Annotated in this window: 17 protein-coding genes and 5 tRNA genes; 14 read left to right on the top strand and 8 right to left on the bottom strand. The window is 59.5% G+C overall.

Features of this window, described 5'->3' with window-relative positions; all coding sequences use genetic code 11:
- Nucleotides 1-48: 48 nt before the first annotated feature.
- Entirely contained in the window at nt 49-1,074 is a 1,026-nt protein-coding gene (locus AD670_RS11310; protein ID WP_053131735.1) for an outer membrane protein assembly factor BamD, read from the bottom strand.
- 149 nt (nt 1,075-1,223) lie between these two features.
- Between AD670_RS11310 and rluD the strand changes: the two genes are divergently transcribed.
- The 7 genes from rluD to AD670_RS11275 all read left to right on the top strand — a co-directional run bounded on the left by rluD (nt 1,224) and on the right by AD670_RS11275 (nt 6,322).
- A complete protein-coding gene (rluD, locus tag AD670_RS11305) occupies nt 1,224-2,186 on the top strand; it encodes a 23S rRNA pseudouridine(1911/1915/1917) synthase RluD (RefSeq protein WP_027606843.1) in 963 nt (320 codons plus the stop codon).
- Nucleotides 2,183-2,908 (top strand): peptidoglycan editing factor PgeF, encoded by a 726-nt coding sequence (gene pgeF / locus AD670_RS11300; RefSeq protein ID WP_053131734.1) that lies wholly within the window; start codon nt 2,183-2,185, stop codon nt 2,906-2,908. The genes rluD and pgeF overlap by 4 nt, the downstream gene beginning before the upstream one ends.
- A gap of 131 nt (nt 2,909-3,039) precedes the next feature.
- The gene (gene clpB, locus AD670_RS11295) at nt 3,040-5,604 is read left to right on the top strand and encodes an ATP-dependent chaperone ClpB (RefSeq protein ID WP_053131731.1); all 2,565 of its coding nucleotides are present in this window, start codon (nt 3,040-3,042) and stop codon (nt 5,602-5,604) included.
- A 304-nt stretch (nt 5,605-5,908) separates the two neighbouring features.
- Nucleotides 5,909-5,984 (top strand) — tRNA-Asn (locus AD670_RS11290).
- Between the two features lie 9 nt (nt 5,985-5,993).
- Nucleotides 5,994-6,070: transfer RNA gene (locus AD670_RS11285), tRNA-Pro, on the top strand.
- Nucleotides 6,071-6,075: 5 nt separating this feature from the next.
- Nucleotides 6,076-6,151, top strand: a tRNA-Lys gene (locus AD670_RS11280).
- A gap of 94 nt (nt 6,152-6,245) precedes the next feature.
- Nucleotides 6,246-6,322, top strand: a tRNA-Pro gene (locus AD670_RS11275).
- 133 nt (nt 6,323-6,455) lie between these two features.
- Here the strand turns inward: AD670_RS11275 and AD670_RS11270 are convergent.
- Genes AD670_RS11270 through AD670_RS11260 form a run of 3 tightly spaced genes read right to left on the bottom strand, consistent with a single transcriptional unit; the run spans nt 6,456 to nt 8,670 of the window.
- A complete protein-coding gene (locus AD670_RS11270; RefSeq protein WP_053131728.1) occupies nt 6,456-7,754 on the bottom strand; it encodes an NAD(P)/FAD-dependent oxidoreductase in 1,299 nt (432 codons plus the stop codon).
- A gap of 60 nt (nt 7,755-7,814) precedes the next feature.
- Nucleotides 7,815-7,988: a DUF3094 family protein gene (locus tag AD670_RS11265; RefSeq protein WP_016976295.1), complete on the bottom strand. Its 174-nt coding sequence runs from the start codon at nt 7,986-7,988 to the stop codon at nt 7,815-7,817.
- A gap of 52 nt (nt 7,989-8,040) precedes the next feature.
- The gene (locus AD670_RS11260; protein WP_027604891.1) at nt 8,041-8,670 is read right to left on the bottom strand and encodes a DUF1780 domain-containing protein; all 630 of its coding nucleotides are present in this window, start codon (nt 8,668-8,670) and stop codon (nt 8,041-8,043) included.
- Between the two features lie 105 nt (nt 8,671-8,775).
- Here AD670_RS11260 and AD670_RS11255 point away from each other — a divergent pair, with 105 nt between their 5' ends.
- The 3 genes from AD670_RS11255 to AD670_RS11245 all read left to right on the top strand — a co-directional run bounded on the left by AD670_RS11255 (nt 8,776) and on the right by AD670_RS11245 (nt 10,220).
- A complete protein-coding gene (locus tag AD670_RS11255) occupies nt 8,776-9,243 on the top strand; it encodes a hypothetical protein (protein ID WP_053131725.1) in 468 nt (155 codons plus the stop codon).
- Nucleotides 9,240-9,929 (top strand): energy-coupling factor ABC transporter permease, encoded by a 690-nt coding sequence (locus AD670_RS11250; protein WP_053131722.1) that lies wholly within the window; start codon nt 9,240-9,242, stop codon nt 9,927-9,929. Before AD670_RS11255 ends, AD670_RS11250 begins: the two co-directional genes overlap by 4 nt.
- Nucleotides 9,930-10,004: 75 nt before the next feature.
- On the top strand, nt 10,005-10,220 hold the full coding sequence (locus AD670_RS11245; protein ID WP_003171680.1) for a hypothetical protein: 216 nt from the start codon (nt 10,005-10,007) through the stop codon (nt 10,218-10,220).
- Here the strand turns inward: AD670_RS11245 and yacG are convergent.
- From yacG to AD670_RS11225, 4 genes are read right to left on the bottom strand one after another with little or no spacing between them, the layout of a single operon-like run.
- Nucleotides 10,217-10,417 carry a DNA gyrase inhibitor YacG gene (yacG, locus tag AD670_RS11240; RefSeq protein ID WP_053131719.1) on the bottom strand — a complete coding sequence of 67 codons (201 nt, stop codon included), beginning with the start codon at nt 10,415-10,417 and terminating at the stop codon, nt 10,217-10,219. The two genes, AD670_RS11245 and yacG, sit on opposite strands and share 4 nt — an antisense overlap.
- The gene (coaE, locus tag AD670_RS11235; protein WP_053131716.1) at nt 10,414-11,037 is read right to left on the bottom strand and encodes a dephospho-CoA kinase; all 624 of its coding nucleotides are present in this window, start codon (nt 11,035-11,037) and stop codon (nt 10,414-10,416) included. The genes yacG and coaE overlap by 4 nt, the downstream gene beginning before the upstream one ends.
- On the bottom strand, nt 11,034-11,900 hold the full coding sequence (locus AD670_RS11230; RefSeq protein WP_053131713.1) for an A24 family peptidase: 867 nt from the start codon (nt 11,898-11,900) through the stop codon (nt 11,034-11,036). The genes coaE and AD670_RS11230 overlap by 4 nt, the downstream gene beginning before the upstream one ends.
- Nucleotides 11,897-13,105, bottom strand: a complete 1,209-nt coding sequence (locus AD670_RS11225; RefSeq protein WP_053131710.1) for a type II secretion system F family protein — start codon at nt 13,103-13,105, stop codon at nt 11,897-11,899. The genes AD670_RS11230 and AD670_RS11225 overlap by 4 nt, the downstream gene beginning before the upstream one ends.
- Before the next feature lie 202 nt (nt 13,106-13,307).
- Between AD670_RS11225 and AD670_RS11220 the strand changes: the two genes are divergently transcribed.
- From AD670_RS11220 to AD670_RS11205, 4 genes are all read left to right on the top strand, one after another.
- Nucleotides 13,308-13,718 carry a pilin gene (locus AD670_RS11220; RefSeq protein ID WP_053131938.1) on the top strand — a complete coding sequence of 137 codons (411 nt, stop codon included), beginning with the start codon at nt 13,308-13,310 and terminating at the stop codon, nt 13,716-13,718.
- Nucleotides 13,719-13,753: 35 nt separating this feature from the next.
- A complete protein-coding gene (locus AD670_RS11215; protein WP_053131707.1) occupies nt 13,754-15,154 on the top strand; it encodes an O-antigen ligase in 1,401 nt (466 codons plus the stop codon).
- A 48-nt stretch (nt 15,155-15,202) separates the two neighbouring features.
- Nucleotides 15,203-15,275, top strand: a tRNA-Thr gene (locus AD670_RS11210).
- A 178-nt stretch (nt 15,276-15,453) separates the two neighbouring features.
- The gene (locus AD670_RS11205; RefSeq protein WP_033903347.1) at nt 15,454-15,759 is read left to right on the top strand and encodes a DUF6388 family protein; all 306 of its coding nucleotides are present in this window, start codon (nt 15,454-15,456) and stop codon (nt 15,757-15,759) included.
- Nucleotides 15,760-15,775 lie beyond the last annotated feature (16 nt).

Raw genomic sequence — 15,775 nt, 5'->3', positions numbered from 1 at the left:
ATAAAAAAGGAGCCCCGAGGGGCTCCTTTTTTGCGTTGCGTCGACAGATCAGTCGAACACACCGAAGGTCATGTAGCTGAACCACGAGCGGTCCTGGTTGTTGCCCAGGGCCTGCGGCTCTTCCTCTTCGATTACGTCGCCGTTCTCGTCGTGCGGCTTGAGGTCCGAAGGAATGGCTTCCTTGGCATCCTGGAACTGCTTGATCACGTCCTGATTGGCGCGGGTTTCGCCTGGCGGCAACGGTGGGCGCGACTCGATCAGGCCAAGGGTGTACTTGCTCAGCCACGAACGGTTGTCCGCTTCGGCAACCTGAGGCACGAACTGTCCGTCTTTCAGGCTTGGGTGATCAGGGTAGTTGAGCTTCAGGGTTTCCAGGCTGGTAGCGGCCAGCTCGTCCAGGTGCAGGCGCTGGTAAGCCTCGGTCATCACCGCCAGGCCGTCACCCACGGAAGGGGTTTCCTGGAAGTTTTCTACGACATAACGACCACGGTTGGCGGCAGCGACATACGCCTGACGGGTCAAGTAGTAGTGGGCCACGTGGATTTCGTAGGAAGCCAGCAGGTTGCGCAGGTAGATCATGCGCTGCTTGGCGTCCGGCGCGTAGCGGCTGTTTGGGTAGCGGCTGGTCAGCTGGGCGAACTCGTTGTAGGAGTCGCGGGCGGCACCCGGGTCGCGCTTGGTCATGTCCAGCGGCAGGAAGCGCGCCAGCAGGCCAACGTCCTGGTCGAACGAGGTCAGGCCCTTCAAGTAGTAGGCGTAGTCCACGTTCGGATGTTGCGGGTGCAGGCGGATGAAACGCTCGGCGGCGGACTTGGCAGCTTCCGGCTCGGCGTTCTTGTAGTTGGCGTAGATCAGCTCAAGCTGGGCCTGATCGGCGTAGCGCCCGAACGGATAGCGCGACTCCAGTGCCTTCAGCTTCGCTGTGGCGCTGGTGTAGCTATTATTGTCCAAGTCTTTCTGAGCCAATTGGTACAGCTCGACTTCGCTCAGGTTTTCGTCGACGACTTCCTTTGTTGACGAGCAAGCAGCAGTCATGGCGAGGATGGCGATCAGCAGCAGGTGTTTCACTTGCATGGCGGCTTGCGTCCCTATGACGGCCGCTGTCTTGGGCGGGGCCGTCCTGTTATGATGAGCGCCCCGTTGAAAGCCTCGGGGCAAAAGACGCCGTATTTAACCACAAGCGCGCAGCCGAAACCAAAGGCTGTGCCACGCCTAGTCTGAGCATGTCCGATAAAATTGAACTTCGCGCAGAGGTGCCGTCCGAATTGGGCGGCCAACGCCTCGATCAAGTCGCCGCACAATTATTCGCTGAGCACTCGCGCTCGCGCCTTTCCGCCTGGATCAAAGACGGCCGCCTGACTGTGGATGGAGCGGTTATCCGCCCGCGAGACATAGTTCATGGCGGTGCGATTCTTGAGCTGACTGCCGAGCAGGAAGCCCAGGGAGAATGGGTCGCCCAGGACATCGAGCTGGACATCGTCTATGAAGACGACGACATCCTGGTCATCAACAAACCCGCAGGCCTGGTGGTTCACCCGGCGGCCGGGCACGCTGATGGCACCTTGCTCAATGCCCTGTTGCACCACATCCCCGACATCGTCAACGTGCCGCGTTGCGGCATCGTGCACCGTTTGGACAAGGACACCACCGGCTTGATGGTGGTGGCCAAGACCATTCAGGCGCAGACGCAACTGGTTACGCAATTGCAGAGCCGTAGCGTCAGCCGTATCTACGAGTGCATCGTGATTGGTGTGGTCGTCGCCGGTGGCAAGATCAATGCCCCGATCGGTCGCCACGGCCAGCAGCGCCAGCGTATGGCGGTGATGGAAGGCGGCAAGCAGGCGGTGAGTCACTACCGCGTGCTGGAGCGTTTCCGGTCCCACACCCATGTGCGGGTCAAGCTGGAAACCGGTCGTACCCACCAGATTCGCGTGCATATGGCCCACATCAACTTCCCGTTGGTGGGCGATCCAGCCTACGGTGGCCGCTTCCGCATTCCGCCTGCGGCGAGCCAGACCATGGTCGAATCGCTCAAGACGTTCCCGCGCCAGGCGTTGCATGCACGTTTCCTGGAACTGGACCATCCGACGAGCGGTAAGCGTATGAGCTGGGAATCGCCACTTCCAGACGATTTTGTCTGGTTGCTGTCGCTGCTCAAGCAGGATCGTGAGGCGTTTGTCGGATGAATGACTGGCTGATCCCCGACTGGCCCGCGCCGGCTCGGGTAAAGGCCTGTGTCACCACCCGTGCGGGCGGCGTCAGTCTGGCGCCGTTCGACAGCCTCAACCTGGGCGATCATGTCGAGGACAGCCTGGAGGCTGTCCTTGAAAATCGCCGTCGTCTTCGCGACGCATTTGATATTCAGCCGGCCTGGCTGCGCCAAGTCCACGGGGTGACCGTGGTTGAGGCCGACCCTGGCCGCACGGCTGAAGCCGACGGCAGTTGGACCAGTACCCCTGGCATCGCCTGTACTTCTATGACTGCCGATTGCCTGCCCGCGTTGTTCTGCAACCGTGCTGCGACGCGCGTCGCTGCCGCCCATGCCGGTTGGCGTGGCCTGGCGGCTGGTGTGTTGGAAGCCGCTGTTGAAAGTCTGGATACCGAACCTGCCGATGTACTGGTCTGGTTGGGCCCGGCAATCGGTCCGCAATCCTTTGAAGTCGGTCCGGAGGTGCGTGAAGCCTTCATGCAGCGTCTGCCGACAACTGCCGAAGCCTTTGTACCAAGCCGCAATCCCGGCAAGTTCATGGCCGACATCTATCCGTTGGCGCGCCTGCGCCTTGCCGCACGGGGTGTCACGGCTGTTTACGGTGGTGGTTTCTGCACCGTGACCGATCCGCGCTTCTTTTCTTACCGGCGCAGCCCGCGCACCGGTCGATTTGCCTCCCTGATCTGGCTCGAACGCTAGACTCTCCTGACTTACGTCAACTGTCCGTAGCTTGAATCTTCCAGAATCCACCCCATCTATAAGGGTATCTGGCAGGCTTCTTCATTCAGGAATGTTTTATAGCTCCGGCCTGCTCAAAAGGAAGGTGACTAATGCGTATTGATCGTTTAACCAGCAAATTGCAGTTGGCCTTATCGGACTCCCAATCCTTGGCGGTGGGCCTCGACCACCCGGCCATCGAGCCTGCGCACTTGATGCAGGCGCTCCTGGAGCAGCAAGGTGGTTCTATCAAGCCCTTGCTGATGCAGGTGGGCTTTGATGTCAGCAGCCTGCGCAAGGAGTTGAGCAAAGAGCTCGACCAACTGCCGAAAATCCAAAATCCTACCGGCGACGTGAATATGTCGCAGGATCTGGCGCGTCTGCTTAACCAGGCCGACCGCCTGGCCCAGCAGAAGGGTGACCAGTTCATCTCCAGCGAGCTGGTGCTGCTCGCCGCCATGGACGAGAACAGCAAGCTAGGCAAGTTGTTGCTCGGCCAAGGCGTAAGCAAGAAAGCCCTGGAAAACGCAATTAACAACCTGCGTGGCGGTGACGCGGTTAATGACCCTAACCACGAGGAGTCGCGCCAGGCCCTGGACAAGTACACCGTCGACCTGACCAAGCGCGCCGAAGAAGGCAAGCTTGACCCGGTGATCGGCCGTGACGATGAGATTCGTCGCACCATCCAGGTTCTGCAGCGTCGCACCAAGAACAACCCGGTGCTGATCGGTGAGCCTGGGGTGGGTAAAACCGCGATTGCCGAGGGCCTGGCCCAGCGCATCATTAATGGTGAAGTGCCGGACGGCCTGAAGGGCAAGCGCCTGTTGTCTTTGGACATGGGGTCGTTGATCGCCGGCGCCAAGTTCCGCGGTGAGTTCGAAGAGCGCCTGAAATCCCTGCTTAATGAACTGTCGAAGCAGGAAGGGCAGATCATTCTGTTTATCGACGAATTGCACACCATGGTCGGCGCCGGTAAAGGCGAGGGCTCCATGGACGCTGGCAACATGCTCAAGCCCGCCTTGGCACGGGGCGAGCTGCATTGTGTCGGGGCTACCACGCTTAACGAATATCGTCAGTACATTGAAAAAGATGCGGCCCTTGAGCGTCGCTTCCAGAAAGTCCTCGTGGAAGAACCGAGCGAAGAAGACACCATCGCGATTCTGCGGGGCCTGAAAGAGCGTTATGAGGTCCACCATAAGGTGGCGATCACTGACGGCGCGATCATTGCGGCGGCCAAATTGAGCCATCGCTACATTACCGACCGTCAATTGCCGGACAAGGCCATCGACTTGATCGACGAGGCGGCCAGCCGCATTCGCATGGAGATCGACTCTAAGCCGGAAGTGCTCGACCGCCTGGATCGGCGCCTGATTCAACTGAAAGTCGAATCCCAGGCCCTCAAGAAAGAAGAGGACGACGCAGCCAAGAAGCGCCTGGAAAAACTTCAGGAGGAAATCGTCCGTCTGGAGCGCGAGTATTCGGATCTCGAAGAAATCTGGACCTCGGAAAAAGCCGAAGTGCAGGGCTCTGCGCAGATCCAGCAAAAGATCGAGCAGTCGCGCCAGGAGCTGGAAGCCGCACGTCGTAAAGGCGACCTGAACCGCATGGCCGAGTTGCAGTACGGGGTGATCCCGGATCTGGAGCGCAGCCTGCAGATGGTCGACCAGCACGGCAAGAGTGAAAACCAATTGCTGCGCAGCAAGGTGACCGAGGAAGAAATTGCCGAAGTGGTCTCCAAGTGGACCGGTATCCCCGTGTCGAAGATGCTCGAAGGTGAGCGCGACAAGTTGCTGAAGATGGAGCACCTGTTGCACCAGCGCGTGATCGGCCAGGAAGAGGCGGTCGTGGCGGTGTCCAACGCGGTACGGCGTTCCCGGGCCGGTTTGTCCGATCCGAACCGTCCGAGCGGTTCGTTCATGTTCCTCGGCCCGACCGGCGTGGGTAAGACCGAGCTGTGCAAGGCATTGGCCGAGTTCCTCTTTGATACTGAAGAGGCCATGGTGCGGATCGATATGTCCGAGTTCATGGAGAAACACTCGGTGGCTCGCCTGATCGGTGCTCCACCAGGCTATGTGGGCTACGAGGAGGGCGGTTACCTGACCGAAGCCGTGCGGCGTAAGCCTTACTCGGTGATCCTGCTGGATGAGGTCGAGAAGGCCCACCCGGACGTGTTCAACATCTTGCTGCAAGTGCTGGAAGATGGCCGGCTGACGGACAGCCACGGGCGTACGGTGGACTTTCGCAACACTGTGATCGTGATGACCTCCAACCTCGGCTCGGCGCAGATCCAGGAACTGGTAGGTGATCGTGAAGCCCAGCGCGCGGCTGTAATGGATGCGTTGACTACGCACTTCCGCCCGGAATTCATCAACCGGGTCGACGAAGTGGTGATCTTCGAGCCGCTGGCACGGGATCAGATCGCGGGTATTACCGAGATCCAGTTGGGCCGTCTGCGCGGTCGTCTGGCGGAACGCGAGTTGTCGCTGGAACTGAGCCGCGAGGCGTTGGACAAGCTGATCGCGGTGGGTTACGACCCGGTATATGGCGCACGGCCTTTGAAACGTGCGATCCAGCGTTGGATCGAGAACCCGCTGGCGCAGTTGATCCTGTCGGGCAGCTTTATGCCGGGCACCAGCGTCGAGGCGACTGTGGAGAACGACGAAATCGTCTTCCACTGAGCCCGGATTGCACTGTAATAAGAGAAGGCCCTGCATCGCAGGGCCTTTTTTTTCGATAGGGCGTTGAACTGTAAGGCAAAGGCTTGTAAAGTGCGCCCCGCAGCAACGTCAGCCCACGGGTTTCTTCTCCCCAAGAAGAAATCAGAAAGAAGCGCAAATCATTGTCTTAAAAGCAATTTAAAGGGTTGACAGGGGTTTTTAAGATTGTAGAATAGCGCGCCTCAGAGACGCTAACGTAGCGATACGGACAGGGTCGAAGAGAAGGTTACATCGCAGTAAAAGTTGTACATTTGAAATATGTAGTTCCGTGATAGCTCAGTCGGTAGAGCAAATGACTGTTAATCATTGGGTCCCAGGTTCGAGTCCTGGTCACGGAGCCAATTTCAAACCGGGGTATAGCGCAGTCCGGTAGCGCGCCTGCTTTGGGAGCAGGATGTCGGGAGTTCGAATCCCCCTACCCCGACCATATTTGGGTCGTTAGCTCAGTTGGTAGAGCAGTTGGCTTTTAACCAATTGGTCGTAGGTTCGAATCCCACACGACCCACCATTTTTGAGACCAGTTAACGCTGGAATCGAATCTTAAGATCAGAGGCCAAAAGCGCTGATCGAAGAAGGCGACTGAAAGGTCGCCTTTTTTTTACCGGGGTATAGCGCAGTCCGGTAGCGCGCCTGCTTTGGGAGCAGGATGTCAGGAGTTCGAATCCCCTTACCCCGACCATATTAAAAATCCTCGTATCGAAAGATACGGGGATTTTTTTTTGTCTTAAATTATCTCAAATCCAACACAATACTAATGTGGGAGGGAGCAATCCCCCTCCCACATTGACCGAGTCCCACTAGGGACTCTGTTGTCAGTGAAGTTTCAGGCGCGGCTCAGTCCCGCGTCCGATCTTGCTGCCCAGCATCAGCATCGCTGTGCGGAAGAAGCCATAGAGCGCCATCTGGTGCATGCGGTACAGCGACACATAGAACATCCGCGCCAACCAGCCTTCCAGCATCACACTGCCGGTCAGGTTGCCCATCAGGTTGCCCACCGCCGAGAACCGCGACAGCGAGATCAGCGACCCATAGTCGGTGTACTTGTATGACGGTAGTTCCTTGCCCTCGATTCGCAGCTTCAGCGATTTGGCCAGCAACGAAGCCTGTTGGTGGGCCGCCTGGGCCCGTGGCGGCACATTACGGTCGCTGTCCGGTTGTGGGCAGGCGGCGCAGTCACCAAAGGCGAAGATATTTTCGTCGCGGGTGGTTTGCAGCGTCGGCAGCACTTGCAGCTGATTGATGCGATTGGTTTCCAGGCCATCGATGTCCTTGAGGAAACCCGGTGCGCGAATGCCGGCAGCCCATACCTTGAGGCTGGCCGGAATCACCTGGCCACTGCTGGTGATCAGCGCGTCGGCCGTCACTTCACTGACGGCCGAGTTGGTCAGCACCGTCACCCCGAGCTTCTCCAGGGTTTTGTGCACAGGCCCGCCTATCCGCTCCGGCAGGGCCGGCAGTACACGTGGGCCGGCTTCGATCAGGGTGATATGCATGTTTTCCGGTTTGATGCGATCCAGGCCGTACGCCGCCAGCTCGTGGGCCGCGTTATGCAGCTCGGCGGCCAGTTCGACGCCCGTTGCACCCGCACCGACGATGGCCACGCTGATCTTTTCCACCACATCGGTCTGCCCGGCATGGGCGCGCAGGTAGTGGTTGAGAAGCTGTTGATGAAAACGTTCGGCCTGCTTGCGGGTATCAAGGAACAGGCAGTGCTGCGCCGCGCCCTCAGTGCCGAAATCGTTAGTGGTGCTGCCCACCGCAATCACCAGGCTGTCATAGCCCAGCACGCGCGCAGGCACCAGCTCGCGGCCTTCTTCGTCGAGGGTGGCGGCCAGTTGGATTTTCTTCTGCTCACGGTCGAGCCCGCTCATGCGCCCCAGCTGGAACTCGAAGTGGTTCCATTTGGCCTGGGCGACGTAATTGAGTTCGTCTTCCGAAGAGTTCAGTGAGCCGGCAGCCACTTCGTGCAGCAAAGGCTTCCAGATATGGGTGAGGTTGGCGTCCACCAGCGTGATGCTGGCGGTGCCGCGCTTGCCCAGAGTCTTACCCAGGCGGGTAGCCAACTCCAGGCCGCCGGCGCCGCCGCCGACGATAATAATACGATGGGTCATGGGGATATCTCGCAAGGCTAAAGGAAATCGGAGCAGTTACCCCCGCGAGCGCCAGGCAGCTCATAGCGTCAGGTAACTCAAAAGGCGGCTCAGCAGACCGAGCCCGATCACTACCACCAGCACCACACCAAGGAGCAGCCACGGCCGGAAAGGCTTGCGCTCGACTCGGTTCTGGGAGAGTTGCAGGTACTCTTCGACATGCTGTTGGTCGTCGGGGTTCAGGCGGCTGGTCATATAAGGCCTCGTCAGGTAGACGTTGCAAAAGGGCGCCACGTTACAGTGGGGATCAGAGGCTGATGCCCACGTCGAACACTATGCTGCGACCCAGGTTGTTGCGCAAGAAATCCGGTGCGTCCGGGTGGGCGAACAGCACCCGTGCAAACGTTGGTCCCACCAGCGAGAGCGAGCGCCAGCCCTGGCGCAAGTATTCGGTGGGCGGTGGAAAATGGCTGTTGAGGTCGAGCACTTCACGCTTGAGGCTGGTGAAGGCGACTATATCCAGCTCGCCCAGGTCCATGCCGCGTTCCTTGTAGTTGTGCGCTTTTTTGCGCAGCGTGGGCGCCAGGCGCAGCAGGAATTCATGGGCGGGGATCCGTCGAGGCTTGGCTTCGCGGCGCACCAGTTGGCTCAAGGAAAAGGCACTGCGCCGGCGTAGCAATTCATCGCGCCATTCGTCATTCAGGCGGCGCCCTTCATCCAGCACGAAAAACACCTCGAAACTGGCATCGCGAAACAGCACATCGGGTGGTTCTTGCCCGGCGGGGTGAAACTCTTCGGCGCGGTAGGGCACATTCAAGCCTTGCAACAGGCGCTGGCAGACCCAACGCTCACGCTCCCATTTGCGGGCATTGGACAGGAACGCATTGGCTTGTTCGGCCGCTACGGTGAGCAGGCGCAAATAATCTGAGTCATCCATGCTCGCAGCTTAGCGTCCAAATGATGACCGCAGGAAGTCCTGCTGCAAAAGCCAGGGTGTAGACTGGCCTTTCAAGCCTAATTTCCCCCGTATGAGGAGCGTGCAGTGAAGTTTCTGGTGGTGCTGTTGCTAAGTCTTTTACCGGTATGGGCACAGGCTGTTGAGGTGGGCGAGCGCCTCGCTCCCTGGACTTTGCTTGATCAATTCGACCAAGCCTATACCCTCGATAACCAGGCGCAGATTCTGTTGGTGGCGCGCAGCATGGATGCGGCCAAGCTGGTAGACGCGGCGCTGCAAGGCCAACCTAAAGGCTACCTCGAAGCGCGGCGTGCGGTGTTTGTCGCTGACATCCAGCGCATGCCTCGACTGATCGCCAAATTGTTCGCGGTACCGGCCATGCAATCCTACAACTACCGGGTCATGCTGGATCGCGACGCGCGTATCGCCCCACGTTATCCCGCGCCGGCGGATACCGTGTTGTGGTTGCAACTGGATCAAGGCCGATTGGTTGCGCGGCACGAATACAACGCTGCCACCGAACTGCGCCAGGCACTGGAGCAGGTGAAACCGTGATCAGTGCAGCGGTGCTGACGCCAGAAACCCTCGGCATCGGCTGGCTGCTTTTTACCCCCGTGGTGCTGTGGGCAATCCTGCGCTCGCCATGGGTGGAGTTGTTTGCCGACCGGCGGCGCCAGCATTTGCTATTTGGTACGGTATTCGCGTTGTTCATGTTGTGGCTGGTACGGCGGGATTTCGACACCGGGGTGTCCTACCACTTTATCGGTATGACCGCCGTAACCCTGCTGCTGGATTGGCCCCTGGCTATCGTCGGTGGGTTTGCCGCCCAGCTCGGCTTAATGCTGCTCGGGCGCCAGGACCTGGCAGCCCTGGGTGTCAACGGCCTGCTGCTGATCGTACTGCCGGTGCTGGTCACCGAAGGCTGTGCGCTTGTGGTCGAGCGAGCGCAGCCGCGCAATCCCTTTGTGTATATCTTCTGCTCCGGTTTTTTTGCCGCCGCTCTATCGGCTTTGCTTTGCCTGTTGCTGGGCCTGGGGTTGCTGTGGTTCGACGGTCGTTTTGCCATGCCGGAATGGCTGGAGGATTTTATCGGCTACCTGTGGCTGATCATCTTCCCCGAAGCCTTTATCAACGGCATGGTGATCAGTGCCCTGGTGGTGTTCTGCCCGGAATGGCTGGAGACCTTCAACCGCACCCGCTACCTCTCGGCACCCTGGAAGGATGACGAATCGCAGCGTTGATCCAGATCAAATCCCGCGCAGGCGAGCAGGCCCATGCTCTGCGAAATTTTCCCAGGCAAGGCAGGAGCACGAATCATGAGTGTGTACGAGTGGGCACGGCAGGAGTTGCGCAGAAGCCAGGATGCGGCACAGGAAATCGGTTTCGACCCAGGCTTGACCCTGCGCGCCATGCTCAGCGCGGTGGTGCAGCAGAGCAAGGGCGTGCGCAGTTTCGAGGACCTGGCCGACGAGTTGCAATACCTTGCAGAGAACCTCGACGACCAGCAGGAATATGCCTTTATGCGGCCTTAGTGGCGCGGCGGTAGGTCTTCGGAAAACAGCTCGTCTTCGGCATCCGGAGCCACCGGAATCTTGTGTTCCTCAGCAGCCCAGGCGCCCAGGTCGATGAGTTTGCAGCGGTCCGAGCAGAACGGCCGGTTGGGGTTGGCTGTATTCCATTCCACGGGTGCACCGCAGGTTGGGCAGTCGACGGTCAAGGGTTGGCTCATGATCGGCCTCCACGCAAAGTAAGGTAAAAGTGGTGCAGTCGCTCGACCTCGCTGTGCAGCCAAGCGAGGTCCTGGTCATTGACCAGTACGTCATCGGCATGGTTCAGGCGCTCTTCACGGCTGGACTGGGCCTTGAGGATCGCCTGCACTTGCTGTTCGCTGATGCCGTCGCGCTGCAGGGTACGCTGAATCTGCAGCGATTGCGGCACGTCGATCACCAGGATGCGCTGGGTCATGCTGTACTGGCCGGACTCGATCAGCAGCGGTGACACCAGGATCGCGTAAGGCGAGCGGGCGCGCGCCAGGTGACTGCGAATTTCCTCGCCAATCAACGGGTGCAGCAGGGCTTCCAGCCAGCGGCGCTCTTCGGGCACCTCAAAGATCAGCTTGCGCAGCGCAGCGCGGTCCAACTGGCCGTCAGGCTGCAATACTCCAGCACCAAAATGCTCGGCGATGCGGGCCAGCGCCGGTCGGCCGGGTTCGACCACCCAGCGCGCGGCGTGATCTGCGTCCACCAGGTCAATGCCCAGGTCGATAAAGTGCTGGGCTGCCGCACTTTTACCGCTGCCGATGCCGCCAGTGAGGCCAAGAATCCAGGGTGTTGCAACACAAGTGGTCATCTGAAACCGACAGACTGCAAATAGAAGTCGGTTATTTGACCACCCCAGAGCAATGCAATCCAGCCGGCAATTGCCAGATACGGACCAAATGGCATCGGCGTGGACGCCTGGGTCTTGCGCAGGCGCATCAGGATCAACCCGACAACCACTCCCACCAGCGACGACATCAACAGTGTCATCGGCAGTATCTGCCAGCCACCCCAGGCGCCGAGCAAGGCCAGTAACTTGAAATCACCGTGGCCCATGCCGTCTTTGCCGGTGGCCAGCTTGAATAGCCAGAACACGCTCCAAAGGCTCATGTAGCCGATCACGCTGCCCCATAGCGCGTCAGGTAATGTCGCCAGTAATCCAAAGCTGTTGACGATCAGCCCCAGCCAGAGCAATGGCAGCACCAGTACATCCGGCAGCAACTGGTGATCTGCGTCGATCAGGCTCGTTGCCAGCAACCCCCAGCTCAACACCAGCACCGCTGCGGCTTGCCAGCCAAAGCCGAAATGCCAGGCGACCCATGCCGAGATCAGCCCGCAGGCGAGTTCGGTGAGGGGGTAGCGGGGGCTGATGGTTCCCTGGCAATGGGCACAGCGGCCCCGGAGCATCAGGTAGCTGAGCAGTGGGATATTTTCCCAGGGCCGGATTGGATGATCACAGTGTGGACAGCATGAGTTGGGGTGCATCAGATTGTAGGTCGGCCCCTCAGGTTCGGCAGGCAAAGCGAGCACTTCATGGGCCTGGGCACGCCACTCCCGTTCGAGCATTTTTGGCAGGCGCCACACCAGCACGTTGAGGAAACTCCCGACGATCAGCCCCAGTACCAACGCCATTGCGACAAAAGCCCAAGGATGCTCGGCCAGCAGCAGGCTCAAAATGCGCTCCCTAAGTGGAAGACCGGCAGGTACATGGCGATGACCAGCGCACCGACAATCCCACCCAGAACCACCATGATCAACGGCTCCATCAGGCTGGTGAGATTGTCGACCTGGTTGTCCACGTCAGCCTCATAGTGGTTGGCGACCTTTTCCAGCATGTGTTCCAGGGTGCCCGACTCTTCGCCGATCGCCGTCATCTGAATGGCCATGCCGGGAAACAGGCCGCTGTTGGCCATGGATTGATTCAGCTGCATGCCAGTGGATACCTCGTGACGCATATGTTCGATTGCCTGCTTGAACGGGCCATTTCCTACGGCGCCGGCTACTGAATCCAATGCCTGTACCAGTGGGACACCGGCTGCGAAGGTGGTCGAGAGCGTGCGCGCGTAACGGGCCACGGCGGATTTTGTCAGCAGTTTGCCTGCCAGGGGCGCTTTCAACAAACCGGCGTCCAGCCAATAGCGAAAGCCCGGTGAGGTCCGATAGGCCTGGCGCAGCCCCGTGGCGCCTGCTGCGATGCCCAACACCAGCATCCACCACGCGTGCTGCATGAACGCCGACAAGGCGATCACGTGCAAGGTAAATGCCGGCAGTTTGCCGTTCACTCCGGCGAACAGGCTCTGGAACTGCGGCACCACGTGGATCAGCAATATGCCGGTGACCAGGCTGGCCACCACTAGCACTGCGATGGGGTAGGTCATGGCCTTTTTGATCCTGGCCTTGAGCTGCTCACTCTTTTCCCGGTGGATCGCCACCCTTTCCAGCAGTGTCTCAAGCGCCCCGGCCTGTTCGCCGGCGGCCACCAGGTTGCAGTACAACTCATCGAAATAACGCGGTTGCTTGCGTAGTGCTTCAGCCAGGCTGGTGCCGGCCGCGATTGCCTGTTTAAGTCCTTGGACTTGTTCACGCACGGCTCGATTGTCGAGGCCTTCGCTGATGATGTCGAAGGCTTGCAGAAGCGCAACCCCTGCCTTGAGCAGCGTCGCCAGTTGACGTGTGAACAGGGTGATGTCCGCCGCTTTGACTGACGGGGCAAGGCGTGGCAGCACCGGCGATTGCTTGCGCACACGGCCGGGGCTGATCCCTTGCTGACGCAGTTGTGCCTTGACCAGGGCAGGGTGGCGCCCCTTGGTTTGCCCGGACACCCTGCGCCCTTTGCGGTTGATGCCTTCCCAGAGGTAAATCGTCGAAGCGTTGTTCATGTCGCGGTTCCGCATACAGGTCATCGAAGATTAATAGCTTAGTCAGGTGACGGATTCGGACATGCCGATGGCGCAGGATAAAAATGTCAGAATGTGCGTCTTGTGCGCGATTGACCGCTTGCGGGTGAGTACACTGGCGCCGTTGCAAAAACGGGGTGCAGGACGCGCCTTGTCATGAGTTCTATTCTGGAGAGTGAATGTGATACGTCAGAAAGGCTTTACCTTGATCGAGTTGTTGATCGTCGTGGCAATCATCGGCATTTTGGCCACCATCGGCTTGCCCATGTACACCACGCACCAGGCCAAGGCCAAGTTCACTGCCGGCCTGGCTGAAATTGCCGCGTTGAAGGCTGGTTACGAAGACACCCTCAACCAGGGCACTGTACCTACCCTGGCCTTGATTGGCGGCACCAGCCCCACCGCCAACTGCAAGATCGATGTGGCAGGCGACGTGGCCACGGGCGCGGGCTCCATCAGCTGCGAAATACTCGATGCGCCGGCACCGGTGCTGGGCAAGACCATCAGCCTGACGCGCAGCGCCACCGGCTGGAAGTGCACGACTACCGCTGAAGCGAAATATGTCGGCAAGGGCTGCGGCGCCGATGGTGCGTAACGGCTAAATCATCCACAGGGACGTAGAGGTGGCCGATGGCGTTATCCGTGCAGCAACGAGGCAATGTTTTCCTGGTAGCAGTGGTGTGCCTGTTGACTGTCGGGATTTGCACGCCGTTCGGTGGGCATGATCTACAGCGTGGAATGCAAATTGCCATCGGGTTTTGCGCGGTGCTGTATGGGCTATCGGTTACCTCCACTGAACCTTGGGTGGACAGGCCCACGGCCTGGGGAGTGGCGCTGGTCGTCGGGCTGGGCCTGCTGTCTTCGGTGCTGGCCCATCAGCCGCTCTGGGCGCTCACCGAAGTGGCGCTGTTTGTCAGTTGCGGGGCAATCGCCTTGGCCTTTGCCCTGCTTCGCCGGCACGGCGGCGAGTCTTTGGACCGTGTGCTGATCCTGATTGTGGTGCTGCTGTGCCTGATCAAGTCGGTCCAGTATCTGTATGCCGGTGCGCTTGTATTCACCAGTGGAGCGCGCGCGCTGGACCCTGACGGGCTGCTGTCCGGCTTTTCCAACAAACGTTTCTACGGCCAGTTTCAGACATTTACCCTGCCATTGCTGGCGCTGCCCTTGCTGATCCCCAATCTCTCCCGCGCCTTGCGAGGTGCGGTGTTTGCGTTGTTGTGTGTCTGGTGGCTGATCGCGATCAGCGGCGGTACGCGCGGCACCTGGCTCGGTATGGGCATGGCGGGCGTGGTGTTGGCGGTACTTGGGCCTGGGGGACGTCGCTGGCTGGGCTGGCAGTTGGCCGCAGTGTTGGTTGGACTGTTGCTGTATTGGCTGATATTCACGGGGCTGGCGGATTATCTGGGGGCTGAGCTCTCCAGTGGTGCCAGTGATCGTCTCACCACCTCGCTGTCGGGACGTGGCCCGATCTGGTGGCAGGCATGGAATATGCTGGTCGAGCGGCCGTGGCTCGGTTTTGGGCCGATGCATTTTGCGGATATCGCCAACAAGATTGCCGCTCATCCCCATCAGGCGATCCTGCAATGGGCCAGCGAATGGGGTGTGCCATCGGCCCTGTGCGTGGCGGTTTTGGCATGGCGAGGCGGCTGGGCCACGTTGGCTGTGCTACGTGAGCGGGCGCTGTCCGCCGAGCGTGTTGACCTGCTGCGCTTATGCCTGTTTGCGGCATTGGTGGGGGCGCTGGTGCAGTCCATGGTCGATGGTGTAATCGTGATGCCCAACTCCCAGGTCTGGTTGGCGCTGGTGGTGGGCTGGCTGATGGCGCTGCATGCGTCGCGCACGCCAGCACGTGTTGCGCTGCCATTGGCCTGGAACCTATGGAAAGCCTTGAGTGTGTTGGCCGTTGGTCTATTGGTATTTGTCGCGATGCGCGATGTGCCTCACCTCCAGCAAGCCCAGCAGCAGTACCTGGACGGCAATGGCAGTTACCTGCAACCACGCTTCTGGGCTCAGGGGGTGATTGCCCGCTGAAGGGCGCAAGTTGCCGGACGCCCGATGCGGTGCTAGCTTTAGCCCACCGCCCGTGTAGCTCAGTCGGTAGAGCAGCGCACTCGTAACGCGAAGGTCGCAGGTTCGATTCCTGTCTCGGGCAAAAAGGCATTGCTGTTTTAAAGGCAGTGTTTTAGCGGCAATGTTTCAAAGGCAATGTTTTCAGATGATCCCAGAATGGTTCTGAAGGCCAGACGAGTTGGCATTTGTGCCCGCTCTTTTGTATCTGCGCAACCTTGATGACCCAGATGCATCCCCATTCCTCGATCTAAGAGAACAACATGACCACGACTGAAATGACCCAGGAAGTTCGGCATCAAGCAGCCCTCGAAAAATACCTCGAGGAGTCGCCGCAGCTTAAAGAGGAGATCAAGGACCTGAGCGCCGATGATCAGCGTGACCAGATCCAGTGGGCATTCGAGGACGAGGCCGAGAGCCAGGGCTACCAGCCTTGGGAACTGACCCTCAAGTACACCTCGACACCGGAAGAGTTCGAAGCGGCGCGGCTGGCCCTCCACAAAGAGGCGGCCGAAGTGCTGGGTGTCGAATGGGAAGAGTATTGCGAGATGAATGACCTGGTCGTTTAAAAGCAGCTTGTAGGAG

The sequence above is a fragment of the Pseudomonas sp. MIACH genome (assembly GCF_001269925.1).
Taxonomy (GTDB): Bacteria; Pseudomonadota; Gammaproteobacteria; order Pseudomonadales; family Pseudomonadaceae; genus Aquipseudomonas.
This window is presented reverse-complemented; position numbering and strand designations above follow the sequence as displayed.

Excerpts from the sequence above, each read along its gene's own strand:
- AD670_RS11310 (WP_053131735.1), bottom strand. The coding sequence starts at position 1,074 with ATGCAAGTGAAACACCTGCTGCTGATCGCCATCCTCGCCATGACTGCT.
- rluD (WP_027606843.1), top strand. The coding sequence starts at position 1,224 with ATGTCCGATAAAATTGAACTTCGCGCAGAGGTGCCGTCCGAATTGGGC.
- pgeF (WP_053131734.1), top strand. The coding sequence starts at position 2,183 with ATGAATGACTGGCTGATCCCCGACTGGCCCGCGCCGGCTCGGGTAAAG.
- clpB (WP_053131731.1), top strand. The coding sequence starts at position 3,040 with ATGCGTATTGATCGTTTAACCAGCAAATTGCAGTTGGCCTTATCGGAC.
- AD670_RS11270 (WP_053131728.1), bottom strand. The coding sequence starts at position 7,754 with ATGACCCATCGTATTATTATCGTCGGCGGCGGCGCCGGCGGCCTGGAG.
- AD670_RS11265 (WP_016976295.1), bottom strand. The coding sequence starts at position 7,988 with ATGACCAGCCGCCTGAACCCCGACGACCAACAGCATGTCGAAGAGTAC.
- AD670_RS11260 (WP_027604891.1), bottom strand. The coding sequence starts at position 8,670 with ATGGATGACTCAGATTATTTGCGCCTGCTCACCGTAGCGGCCGAACAA.
- AD670_RS11245 (WP_003171680.1), top strand. The coding sequence starts at position 10,005 with ATGAGTGTGTACGAGTGGGCACGGCAGGAGTTGCGCAGAAGCCAGGAT.
- yacG (WP_053131719.1), bottom strand. The coding sequence starts at position 10,417 with ATGAGCCAACCCTTGACCGTCGACTGCCCAACCTGCGGTGCACCCGTG.
- coaE (WP_053131716.1), bottom strand. The coding sequence starts at position 11,037 with ATGACCACTTGTGTTGCAACACCCTGGATTCTTGGCCTCACTGGCGGC.
- AD670_RS11225 (WP_053131710.1), bottom strand. The coding sequence starts at position 13,105 with ATGAACAACGCTTCGACGATTTACCTCTGGGAAGGCATCAACCGCAAA.
- AD670_RS11215 (WP_053131707.1), top strand. The coding sequence starts at position 13,754 with ATGGCGTTATCCGTGCAGCAACGAGGCAATGTTTTCCTGGTAGCAGTG.
- AD670_RS11205 (WP_033903347.1), top strand. The coding sequence starts at position 15,454 with ATGACCACGACTGAAATGACCCAGGAAGTTCGGCATCAAGCAGCCCTC.